At 27.9% G+C, this 12,813-nt stretch carries 12 protein-coding genes and 1 tRNA gene; 1 reads left to right on the forward strand and 12 read right to left on the reverse strand.

What is annotated here, in order from left to right; genetic code table 11:
• Positions 1-105: 105 nt before the first annotated feature.
• Positions 106-759, reverse strand: a complete 654-nt coding sequence (locus VLM92_RS12460) for a pentapeptide repeat-containing protein (protein ID WP_325276660.1) — start codon at positions 757-759, stop codon at positions 106-108.
• A gap of 159 nt (positions 760-918) precedes the next feature.
• Positions 919-994 (reverse strand) — tRNA-Met (locus VLM92_RS12465).
• A gap of 145 nt (positions 995-1,139) precedes the next feature.
• Between VLM92_RS12465 and VLM92_RS12470 the strand changes: the two genes are divergently transcribed.
• On the forward strand, positions 1,140-1,487 hold the full coding sequence (locus tag VLM92_RS12470) for a hypothetical protein (RefSeq protein ID WP_325276661.1): 348 nt from the start codon (positions 1,140-1,142) through the stop codon (positions 1,485-1,487).
• A 97-nt stretch (positions 1,488-1,584) separates the two neighbouring features.
• Here the strand turns inward: VLM92_RS12470 and VLM92_RS12475 are convergent, their stop codons facing one another.
• The 10 genes from VLM92_RS12475 to VLM92_RS12520 form a co-directional block, all read right to left on the reverse strand.
• Positions 1,585-2,742 (reverse strand): MFS transporter, encoded by a 1,158-nt coding sequence (locus VLM92_RS12475; protein ID WP_325276662.1) that lies wholly within the window; start codon positions 2,740-2,742, stop codon positions 1,585-1,587.
• A gap of 196 nt (positions 2,743-2,938) precedes the next feature.
• Positions 2,939-4,195, reverse strand: a complete 1,257-nt coding sequence (locus VLM92_RS12480) for a NupC/NupG family nucleoside CNT transporter (protein ID WP_325276663.1) — start codon at positions 4,193-4,195, stop codon at positions 2,939-2,941.
• 63 nt (positions 4,196-4,258) lie between these two features.
• On the reverse strand, positions 4,259-5,080 hold the full coding sequence (locus VLM92_RS12485; RefSeq protein WP_325276664.1) for a purine-nucleoside phosphorylase: 822 nt from the start codon (positions 5,078-5,080) through the stop codon (positions 4,259-4,261).
• 19 nt (positions 5,081-5,099) lie between these two features.
• Positions 5,100-6,299: a phosphopentomutase gene (locus VLM92_RS12490; RefSeq protein ID WP_325276665.1), complete on the reverse strand. Its 1,200-nt coding sequence runs from the start codon at positions 6,297-6,299 to the stop codon at positions 5,100-5,102.
• A gap of 1 nt (position 6,300) precedes the next feature.
• The gene (deoC, locus tag VLM92_RS12495; RefSeq protein ID WP_325276666.1) at positions 6,301-6,966 is read right to left on the reverse strand and encodes a deoxyribose-phosphate aldolase; all 666 of its coding nucleotides are present in this window, start codon (positions 6,964-6,966) and stop codon (positions 6,301-6,303) included.
• A gap of 104 nt (positions 6,967-7,070) precedes the next feature.
• Complete coding sequence (locus tag VLM92_RS12500) at positions 7,071-8,372, reverse strand: pyrimidine-nucleoside phosphorylase (RefSeq protein WP_325276667.1); 1,302 nt, start codon at positions 8,370-8,372, stop codon at positions 7,071-7,073.
• An 18-nt stretch (positions 8,373-8,390) separates the two neighbouring features.
• Positions 8,391-9,482 carry a BMP family ABC transporter substrate-binding protein gene (locus VLM92_RS12505; RefSeq protein WP_325276668.1) on the reverse strand — a complete coding sequence of 364 codons (1,092 nt, stop codon included), beginning with the start codon at positions 9,480-9,482 and terminating at the stop codon, positions 8,391-8,393.
• 200 nt (positions 9,483-9,682) lie between these two features.
• Positions 9,683-10,426 (reverse strand): response regulator transcription factor, encoded by a 744-nt coding sequence (locus VLM92_RS12510; protein WP_325276669.1) that lies wholly within the window; start codon positions 10,424-10,426, stop codon positions 9,683-9,685.
• Positions 10,427-10,438: 12 nt separating this feature from the next.
• Positions 10,439-12,202, reverse strand: coding sequence for a sensor histidine kinase (locus tag VLM92_RS12515; RefSeq protein ID WP_325276670.1), 1,764 nt, complete (start codon positions 12,200-12,202; stop codon positions 10,439-10,441).
• A gap of 324 nt (positions 12,203-12,526) precedes the next feature.
• Positions 12,527-12,813, reverse strand: a 287-nt coding sequence (locus VLM92_RS12520; RefSeq protein ID WP_325276671.1) for a PD-(D/E)XK nuclease family protein, incomplete at its 5' end; no start/stop codon positions are given.

Raw genomic sequence — 12,813 nt, forward strand, 5'->3', positions numbered from 1 at the left:
ATAATTATTCAAATTTATCATCCCCTAATTATATTTACGTATTTGATTATACAACAAAAACCGTGTTAAGAAATACATCTTTACACGGTTTTATAAATTATAATTTTAAAGAATTCCTTCTGATTGATACTTTTGTAAAGATTTAATTATATAGCTTAATGTACAAAAATCTTTATCTAAGTTTTCCTCAATAATACCTAAACCTTTTATTAAAGTTTGCTCATCAAAATTTTCTAATAATATCATCATACTTATAGGACTCACAGAACCATCTTTTGTATCTAATACCCTTGCAGTTTTTATATAACTATTGTTCATTGCAGCTTTTGCAGCATTTTCTAGTTCTTCACTAACTTCTAACTCTGGCATTTCATCAAATACCTTAACATCGTCAGATAAATTTAAGTTTATAGCTTTACTTATATCTGTGCATACAAATATAACATTTTTAAATTCTGCTCCTTTAAAATCTACACCCTCTACATTAGCAGAGTCAAATATTGCATTTTCAAACTTAGCTTTTTTAAACTTACTCTTTTTTAAATTAGTAGCAACAAACTCTGCAGATTCAAATGTACAATCGTAAAAATTACATGATTTAAACTGTGCTCCTCTAAAACTTGTGTAGTTAAAATTTGAGCCTGAGAAATCACAATTGTAGCAATTACTTCTTCTTAAGTCTTTATACATAAAGTTTTTACTTAGTTTTTTTATATTGTTGTAGTTAAATTTATCATTTACATTTTTCTTTATAGCCATTTTTCCCTCCGTCTAAAATATATACTATTTTAGTTTACTATATTTTTATTTTATATACTATCTATGATATTGCTCAAAATAAGTATATTTATTCTGATATTTCCTTAATATATAAAAAACTCTTATATCAAAAGATATAAGAGTTTGATTATACTTTATTGGTTGCGGAGGTAGGACTCGAACCTACGACCTTTGGGTTATGAGCCCAACGAGCTGCCAACTGCTCCACCCCGCGTCATTATTTTGTTTCACTTTGTTGCCTAAGTATTATAATAACACATATATATAATTTTAGCAATACATAATATAATTTATGATATAATATTTTCTATATACTAATGGATTATAAATATTTGTTCAGTTGAAAGGGAGTTGATTATATGTATAAAGCAAGTACAAGAGCTGATTTAGAAGTCGCTCTTAAAAATAAAGAAAGCAAAATAATTGTTAGTGATAAAAAAATAGTTAAAACTTTACACCCTCTACATAATGTAGTTATAGGAATTTCGGATAGGAATAGATGTAAATATACACTTGAAAAATCTTATGATGGTTCTGCATTTTTAGGTTCTTTTGGATTTGCTCCTGTGGTTTCTGAGATTGGAAAGGTTTCTTTTTTTAGTGCTATGGGCATAATTTCTAGTGTTGGATTGCATCAAATTCTTATTATATTTTCTGAGTATAATATTAAGTTTAAAAATAATGAAATTTTATTAAGTAGAATATAAAATTATTTAAAATTTAAGAAAGGATATAATCACATTAATAAAAATCATGGTGATTATATCCTTATATTTTATCTATATCATCTATTCTATTTATAAATTAGCTATTTAAACTACCTGATACTTTATCTTTACTTATATATAAATAGACTCCATACACACCTATACTCATTATTATAAAACAAGTCATAAATGCATATTTTAAATATATATCTGCACATAACCCTACAGCTATATTGATAAAAGCACTAACTATACTACCAACCATAGAGTAAACAGATAACATAGTTGCTCTATTTTTACTTATAGACTTATTCTTAATATCTAAAACTATAGGTGATATCATAGATATAAGCCCACTTAATCCACATATAGCTATGATACTTATAATTATATTATTAGCAAATATCAATATCCCTGTACATACTAACATACTTATAATCATAATTTTTAAAGTTTTATACTGCCCAAATCTCTTGCTTAATACATGAGTTTTACAAGATAGCATTCCTAAAAGTTGTGAAAATGCACTTATATATCCTAAGAACTTAATTTCTATTCCAATACCTTTAAAATGCAACTGACCTAAATTTATACTTATACCATACGCTATTTCTGAGATTATTGCTATGGATATTATAAATATAAATATATATCTAACAGATTTTAAATCTTTAAAACATTCTTTAATATTCACATCTTTTTTATGATTTGACTTTTCATTATCTATATCTTTTGTAAAACATATCATAATAACACTTAAACCATATGAAATTACAGTTAATAATACTGCAAATTCCATTGATTTTGATATTATAAAATAAGATGATATTGATGATATGAAAAATGCAAAGCTACTAGCTGAACTATATCTGCCAAATACTTTTTCACTTTCACCTTTGCTACATGATTTATATAAAAATGCTATATCACATCCTGATATTCCTGATACCCCAATAGCTGTTAATATCGTTTGACCTAAAAAACCTATAAAGCTATTACAAAATAATAGACTTAATCTTCCTAAGAAAAACATTGAATATGATATTATTAATGTTTTTTTATATCCATACCTATCCGCAAAATACCCCCACGGCACTTCTGTTAATACTACAATTGATAGTAATAAAAACTCTAAGAAGAAAAACTCACTTACTGAAAGCCCTCTTTGTATTCTAAATAATAAGCTTACCGGTGCATAAAATACAAGCCCTTGCAAAAAGGCTATTATATACATTAAATATAAATTCTTTTTCATAAAATCCCCCTGATTTAATAAATTTCTTAATTAATCAGGGGTTTATTGATGTAGACGCATCTTCTGACCACCCCCATGGGTTTATATAATTTTATTATAGTTTATTAGCTAGTATTGTGCATTAAATAAAAAAACTCCCTATTTGAAGTTTATATCAAAAGGGAGTTTTTTATAATATATTTTTAACTATATTTAACTATATAGCAATTATTAATCCTACTATTAAAGCACTTAATAAACTTACACAGAATCCACCTATCATTCCTTTGAATGCTAGTTTTGCTAACACATTTCTTTTTTCTGGACAGAATACTGATATACCTGATATACATATACCCATACTAGCTATATTTGCAAATCCAGCTAGAGATATTGACATCATTAATCCTGTTCTATAATCTAAAGTATTTAATATTTGACCTAATTGACCGAAAGCAACAAACTCATTTAATATTAACTTACTTCCAAGTAATTGACCTGCAGTAAATACATCTTCCTTTGCTAGACCCATTAAGAATCCTATAGGTGCAAATACATATGATAAAATTTGTTCTAAAGATATCCCAACTACTCCTAATATACCATTAACTAATGCAACTAAAGATATTATAGCAATTAGTGATGCACCTATACCTAAAGCCATTTGAAGACCATCATTAGCTCCTTGAGATATTGCAGATATAAGGTTTGCATTATCACCTTTATTATCCATACTTACTTCTTCTATAGCCTCAACTGCTACGGCACATTCAGCAGATGCTAAAGAAGTATTTTCTACACTAGCAACTTCTTTTATACTTTCTGGAAGTATAAGTTTTGATACTATTATACTTCCTAATGGAACTAATGCTCCAGCTATTAAAAGATTTTCCATAGGTATACCCATTGCTGTATATCCCATAAGTACAGTTGCAGACATACTACCCATACCTGATATTAAAACTAACATTATTTCACTTTCAGTCATACGTCCTAAGTACTTAGATACAAGTATAGGAGACTCTGTTTGACCTAAAAATACGTTAGCAACAGCAACAAAACTTTCTACATTGCTAGTTCCAAGAGTTTTTCCTATTATTCCACCTACTACTTTAACTACTGCCCCTAGAACACCAAGATAATATAATGCAGCTACTAATGATGATATAAATATTATATTACCTAGAACTTGTATCCCAAATATAAATCCTGTTGGAGCTCCTGCATTTTCTAATGAACCAAATATAAATGTTAATCCTTGTGCTCCATAACTTAAAATATTAGTTACACCATCCGATACTTTTTGTAAAGCCATTCTACCTAACGGGAACTTTACTAATAAAAATGCTACTACAAACTGAATTACAAATGCTTTTAGTATCATTTTTTTATTAACATCTTTTTTGTTAGATGATAATAAGTATAATGTTCCTAATAAGACTAGTATTCCTAATATATTTAATACTATTGACATATTCTCACCCTCTACTTTTAGATTGATAAATTATTTAACTGCTATTTTCATACCTATACGGTATTATATTTCACTAACTATTCTCTTTACTAAGCTTAAGAACTGTTGTTTTACTTTTTGTGTAGTTTCTATAACTTCTTCATGGTTTAAAGGTTGATCTAATATACCTGCAGCCATGTTAGTTATACACGATATACCTATAACCTTAAGACCACTATGAGATGCAACAATTACCTCTGGTGCTGTAGACATTCCTACTGCATCTGCTCCCATAAATTGAGCCATCCTAATTTCTGCAGGAGTCTCATACGTAGGTCCTGTAAAGAACATATAGATACCTTCTTTTATATTAATATCTAAATCTTTCGCACATTTTCTAGTAACTTCTATATATTCAGGAGCATATGCTTTAGACATATCTGGGAATCTAACTCCTAATCTGTTGTCATTTCCACCTATTAAAGGATTGTATCCACCAAAGTTTATATGATCTGTTATTATCATTAAATCTCCAGGTTTGAAAGATTTATTAGCTCCACCAGCTGCATTCGTTACGAATATAGTTTCTACTCCTAATGCTTTCATTACTCTTACTGGAAAAGTTGTTTCTTGCATTGAGTACCCTTCATAGTAATGGAATCTTCCTTGCATAGCAACTACATTCTTTCCTTGTAATTGTCCTATAACTAATTGTCCCTTATGTCCTTCAACTGTTGATACTGGGAAATTAGGTATTTCATCATAACTTATTTCAACTGGATTTTCTATTTCTTCAGCTAAAACTCCTAGTCCTGATCCTAATATAAGTCCTATAGTAGGTATAATCTCTGTTTTAGATTTTATATAACTTGCACTTTCTTGTATTTTATCAAATAAATTATTCATGTTCTCCACCTCATGTTTTTTATTTTATGTTTTTTAAGAACGATTTCCCGATTTCAAAATTATAAATTTCATTTTTTTCATTAAAATTATCTAATACAGTAATTCCTATATCTGCCATAGTTTTTAATATAGGTAATTCTCTAGGTTCTTCTAAAGTATTGTTGTAAACTATTACTGGCACATATTCTCTAGTATGATCAGTTCCTTTAAATGTTGGATCATTACCATGATCTGCTGTTATAATTAAAAGATCATCTTCTTTAAGTTCACTTATAAGATTTCCTAATTGATAATCAAAGTTTTCTAAAGCTTCTTTGTATCCATTAACATCTCTTCTATGTCCATATAAAGCATCAAAATCTACTAGGTTCAAAAATACTAAACCGTTATATAAACCATCTTTTGCTATAGATATAGTTTCCATCATACCAACTTCATTACTTTTGCTTTTTATACTTTGAGTAATTCCTTGGTAAGAATATATATCACCTATTTTACCTATTCCTACGACATCTAAGTTTTTATCACAAAGAGTATCTAATACTGTTTTAGTTGGTGGTTTTAATGCATAATCTTTTCTATTTGAAGTACGTTTAAAGTTTTCTTTATTACTTCCTACAAATGGTCTTGCTATTATTCTACCAACTTTATACTCTTCCTTTAGCGTAATTTTCCTCGCTATTTCACACACTCTATACAATTCATCTAATGGTATCACATCTTCATTTGCCGCAATTTGAAGAACACTATCTGCTGATGTATAAAGAATTAAACTCTTAGTTTCTATATGTTCTTCACCAAGATTATTTATAATTTCAGTTCCTGATGCTGATATATTTCCTATAAATTTATGACCACTCTTCTTTTCCAGCTCATCTATAAGTTCTTTTGGAAATCCTGTTTCTGTAAATACTTTAAAAGGTTCTTTTATAAGTATACCTGCCATTTCCCAGTGTCCAGTTATAGTGTCTTTTCCTTTTGATAATTCTCCACATTTCGTACTATAAGCAATTTGATTTTTTACAGGCTCTACACCCTTGATATCTGCTATATTTCCTAGACCCATTTTTTGTAGGTTAGGAAGGCTAAGCCCTCCTACCTTTTGAGCTAAGTTGCAAAGAGTATTAGCACCTACATCACCATACTCATTTGCATCCTCTAAAGCTCCAATTCCTACAGAGTCTAATACAATTAAAAATACTCTGTTAAATTTTTTCATATTAATATCCTGTTACTTCTTCATTATTTATCATTTTTATTATTGAGCTAGTACCAAGTCTTACTGAACCTTTATTTATAAAGTCTTTAGCTGTATCAAGGTCTTTTATTCCACCTGCTGCTTTTATTAAAACATCTTTTCCTATATTTTCTTTAAATAACACTATATCCTCTGCAGTAGCTCCACCTGTACTGAATCCTGTAGAAGTTTTTATAAAGTCAGCTTTTGCATCTGTTACACTCTTACACATTGCAACTTTTTCTTCTTCAGTTAATAAACAAGTTTCTATTATAACTTTTAATATTTTATCTTTACAAGCTTCTTTTATAGCTTTTATTTCTTCAGTTATTTCATCAAACTTACCATCTTTTAACATACCTAAGTTTATTACCATATCTATTTCATCTGCACCATTTTCTATAGCATCTTTAGTTTCAAATACTTTTACAGCTGTAGTATTGTATCCATTTGGGAATCCTATTACAGTACAAACTTGCATATTTTCACCAACAAATTCTTTTGCTTGCTTTACAAATGATGGTGGTATACAAACAGATGCTACTTCATATTTCATTGCATCCTCACATATTATCTTTATATCTTCCCATGTTGATGTTTGCTTTAATAAAGTGTGATCTACTGTTTTTAAAATTGTTTTATTATCCATAATTTATCTCCTATATTTCATGTATTTTAATTTTATATCTTAATCGCTAAATTTGATCAACGGACCTGATTTGTAGATCGTTGACGACATGAGCGAAGTAAATTTTATATTATTTTGTGTATTATAGAGCTCTTTTGAGGCTTTTCATTTTGTATATTGTATGCGCTTTGTAATTCTTCTTCAGCCTTTTCAAACTTAGACTCATCACTTGAGTATAGAGTTGCTAATACATCTCCTACTTTTACATAGTCACCCATTTTCTTTTTAAGTATTATTCCTGCTCCATAATCTAAACTATCAGCTTTTGTATGTCTTCCAGCTCCTGTAAGTAATGATGATATACCTACTTTTTCTGCATTTAATCCATATACATATCCTTCTTTAGTTGCTTTAACTTCATGAGTTAATGGTGATATTTCAAATAGTTCTGGATTATCTATAACACTTGGATCTCCACCTTGAAGTACTGCCATTTCTCTTAACTTAGCTAAAGCAGTTCCATTTTGTAATATTTCTTCTAATTTTTCTCTTCCTTTTTTAACATTCGGCTCTATATTTCCAAGCATAAGCATTTGAGATCCTAGCTCTAAACATAATTCTCTTAAATCTTCAGGTCCTTCACCTTTTAATATTTCTATAACTTCTTTTAATTCAAGAGCATTACCTATTGCATATCCTAACGGCTCTCCATTTAAAGTTATTGCAGCAGATGTGTTTCTATTTAAGCTTTTTCCTATGTCTACCATAGCAGTTGCTAATTTTTCTGCATCTTCTGCATTTTTCATGAATGCACCTTCGCCATATTTTACATCTAATAATATCGCATCTGCACCTGATGCTATCTTTTTACTCATTATACTTGCAGCTATTAAAGGTATGCTATCTACTGTTGCAGTTACATCTCTTAATGCATATGTTTTTTTATCTGCTGGTACAAGATTTTGTGTTTGACCTGCTATAACTAATCCTGCATTTTTTACCATATCTATAAATTTATCTTCTTCTACTGATATGTCAAAACCTGGTATAGCTTCTAATTTATCTAATGTCCCACCAGTGTGACCTAGTCCTCTACCTGATAATTTTGCAACTTTTCCACCAGCTGCAGCAACCATAGGTACTAATATAAGAGAAGTTTTATCTCCTACCCCTCCAGTACTATGCTTATCAAGCTTTATTCCATCTATCATACTAAGATCTACAACATCCCCTGAGTTTACCATAGCCATAGTAAGATTTGCTGTTTCTTCTTTAGTGAAACCATTTAAATATATTGCCATTAATAATGCAGATGCCTGATAATCAGGTATTTCTTCTTTAGTATATTTTTCTATAAAAAATTCTATTTCTTCTTTAGATAATTCTTTTTTATCTCTTTTTTTAGATATTATGTCATATAGTCTCATACTAATCTCCTTCATATGTTAATTTTTATATTTATTTGATTTAATCCACACTTCTAACTCTTCATAAGTTGAAGGTATAGTAATTTTCTTATTTATTATATCCTGTTTTATTTTCTCAACAGATTGAATTATATTATCTTCTATCTTTACATTAGAACCCTCTCGAGTATACCCTATAAAGTTTTCCTCTAGTCCAAATTTATGTGTTCCTGGCGACCAAGTATCATTTACAATTTTTTCTATTTCATTATATATTATTTCATTTACGTATCTTATAGCTGTTGCTACTATATAGTCCGGTTCAAAAAAATTTTGATTATCATCAATTCCAAATGCATATTTACCAGCTTCTTTGGCTGCAGCAAACACTCCAAGTCCTGATTCTCCTGCGATATGCTGAATATAACTTGCTCCTTTGTTATACATTAAAAGTGCAATTTCTTTTGCTTTAGCAGGATCTGAAAAATCATCAACTGAAGCCACAATTACCTTAATATCAGGATTTACATATCTAACTCCTGCTTCAAATCCAACAGCTCCTTCTTTAAGATGGCTAAGGTCTTTTCCAATTATAACACCTACAACTTCTTCACCTTTTGCTCTATCTCTATCGTTTGAAATAGCTAGCCCCGCTATAACTCCATTTAAAAAAGTTTGCTCTGGCCAATTTGTGAATATTGAACTTACATTAGGCAAATCTAACTTAGAATCCATCAATGTAAATTTTTGATTTGGAAACTCTTTAGAAATTTTCTTTATAGCTTTTTCTTGCTCTAATCCTACAGATATAATAAGATCATATTCTTTAGTTTTTGCATATTCTCTACATAACGTTTCATAATCATCTTTAGATTTAGATTGAGAATAATCAAATTCGATTCCTAATTTACCTTGTGCACTTAACATGCCATCATAGCATAAATCATTGAAAGATTTATCTCCTAATCCAGCCTCATTAAAAATAATTGCTATCTTTTTAATTTCTTCATTTTTATCATCAAGCAAAGTAGCCGATTGACTTTCGCTATTCTTAAATGAACAGGCAGTTATTGTAAACAACACCAAAGATATTAAAATAAACATCTTTATTTTTTTTGTATCTATTAACATTATTTGCCCTCCTATGTTAATTCATAGTAAAGCAGCTAACTGTTAATTACTATCTCCTGCCTTACTAATATTATATTTAATAAAACGTTTTCTTTCTATGGATTATCTTGATAATTACTATAACAATATTGATGTATTTATAGTAAAAAAACTACATTATGTGCAAAATATTGACTTAATTAGACAATATTGATATAAATTTAATATCTATCTTCATCTGGAGATACTCCCTTATATTTCTTGTATGTTTTTGAAAAATAACCAGAATTAGTATAACCTACTTCATTAGATATTTGAGATATTTTCATATCGGTATTTTTAATAAGATATTCAGCTTTCTTAATCCTATATATAGTAAGATACGTACTAAAATTTTCTCCTACTTCTTCTTTGAATAATCTTGAAAAATACTCAGGAGATAAATATACATATTTAGATATACTACTCAATGATATATGTTTTTTATAGTTTAACTCTATATATTCCATAGCTTTTCTTATTGATTTTGAATATTTACTTTCTTTCTCCTCAATATGTTTTTGATTTTCGCTTATAGCACTATTATTATTTTGTATATTTTGATAAATATTACTAAGAAGCTCATTTAGTTCTTTTTGTCTTATATCTGACTTTACAAGATATTCATATACCCCACAACTTATAGCTTGCTTAGCATATGAAAACTCTGCATAATTTGTCAGTAATATAACTAAAACATTTGGCATTATTTTTTTTATTTCTTTTGTAAGTTCTATTCCATCCATTATAGGCATTTGTATATCACTTATGATAACCTGTGGTTTTAATTTAACTGCTAATTCATAAGCTTCTTTACCATTTGATGCACTGGCTAATACATTAAAATTTTTAGAAATGTTTGAAATTGTATATACTATCCAATCTCTTATCGGTGCTTCATCTTCTACTACTAATATATTTAACATATTAACTTCCTCCTACTTTGGTAGTATAAATGTGATCTTAGTTCCTTCACCTTGTATACTATCTACTTTTAATCCATAATTTTGTCCATAATTTAGTTGTACTCTCTCATGAACATTTATAAGTCCAACTCTATTTATAACTTCTTCTTTATTTAATGCAGTTTTTAATTTATTTTGAGACATTCCTATTCCGTTATCTTCTATTATTATTCTTATTCCATCTTCATTTTCATATCCTGTTATACTTATAACACCTATATTGTTTTCTTTTTCCATACTATATAAAATAGCATTTTCTACAATTGGTTGCAAAATAAAAGATGGGACATTAAAATCATTTATCATTGGATCGATATCGTAACTAACATCAAAACATTCTGGATATCTCATTTTTTGTAACTCTACATAGTTTTTGATATTTTCTATCTCTTCTTCTAATCTAATCATTTCACTAGCTTGTGGTAATAGACTTCTTAATAATTTTGTGAATCTATAAAGCATTTCCTCAGCTTGTTCAGTTTTATTCATTGATACTAAAAATCTTACTCCACTTAAGGTATTATATAAAAAATGAGGATTTATCTGAGCTTGTAGAAAACTTAATTCTGCTACCCTTTTTTGTTTTTCTTTTTGCTTTATTTCTTCTATTGAAGAATCTAGCCATCTAACCATTCCATTAAAAGATTTTTCTAATTGTCCTATTTCATCATATCTTTCTTCTGCAATTTTTAGCTTTAAATTGCCATCCATTACTTCATTCATCTTATTTTTAATATTAAATATAGGCTTTGTTATCCATACTGATAGTCTATATGAAATTATTAAAGATATTATAGTTACCATTATTAACGCTAATACGGTATTTTTAGTTATTTTATCTGCAGGTTGTTTTATAATATTTATAGGGATTTCTTCCACTATACTCCACCCATATTCGTCAAGGTTAGATACTACTTGCATATATTTAATTTTATCTCGTATTATTATGTGATTTTCCTTATCCCTTATTAAGGTAGATTCATCTACATTAGTATTATAGCTAGTTCCTATAATCCTTTTGTCTTTAGTAGATATTATTTTACCTTTTGAATCAACTATATAGATATTACTTTCATCAGTCAATATTTCTGAGTATATATCATATAGCATAATTTCACTTATATCTATTATTAAAATTCCTAAAGGTTTTCCTGTAATCAAATCCTTTATTGATCTCCCCATCTTAAATATACATTTATATGGACCTATCGCATTTTCATTCTTATATGTATTAATTAGTACAGTTTCTCCATTTGCTTTAACTATTTTATCATACCAAGGGTTTTGTTTTATATATTTAATATCATACTTAGTTTTAGAATATGTATCATAAACTAATCCATTTTCACCTATAACATATAATTCTGGCTTCATATCAAACTTTCCGTACTTCCATACTTCATCTGTTAATAAATCTTCTACATAGGAATCTATATCTTTATTTTCTGATTTATACCTTGATAATTTATCATTTGGTATAGATAATCTGTCTACAAGTTTATTATCTATAGAAATTCTTTTTCCTACATCTTCTACATTTGATAATAATATTGAAATATTATTACCTAACTGACTTAAAGTTTGATTACTAGCTTTATACATCTCATTTTCTATAATTTTATTGGTATCCTTTATAAACCATATACCTATTATCATAGATACAGAAGCTGACAATCCAAATAGTATTAAAAATAATTTAAATATAATGCTATCTTTTTCTAGTTTTATATCTACCATCCCCTTATGCTTGTATTTATGTAGTTCCTAAATATTAATTTTAAGCTATAAAAATACTTAAATCAATTATAATTTTATCTCTAATCTTTATATATAAATTATTTATCTTATCTTATTTATAATATATTTCCCCAAATTATTCACATTATAATTTCCTTTGTATCATCTATTCTTATTTGAAATTACTTGTAAGGTATTATCAGAAACAAATTAATTAAAATCTGCACGATATATACAAAACGTACTAGAGGTATATGATTAACAAAAATCCACACCCTATAGGTGTGGATTAGCTTTATTATATGCAACTTAAACTAGCAATAATTATATTAAAATATCTTCATCTATTCCAAATAGATATACATATTTTTCTTTTACTTCTTTTCCAGTAAGTTCTTCTAACACATTTTTATATAAATCTAACTGCTTTCTGTATCTATTTACAACATCATCTTTATTCTCTTCATTTACAAAATCTGTTTTATAATCAACTATAACTATCTTTCCATCCTCTTCAAAGTATGCATCTATAATACCTCTTAGCATAAGACTTTCTTCATCATCTATATTAGTATTATCATCTTTTATTAAATCTTCATATACATACACAT

Origin of the sequence: Romboutsia sp., from assembly GCF_035470145.1 — a bacterium.
Lineage (GTDB): Bacteria > Bacillota > Clostridia > Peptostreptococcales > Peptostreptococcaceae > Romboutsia_D.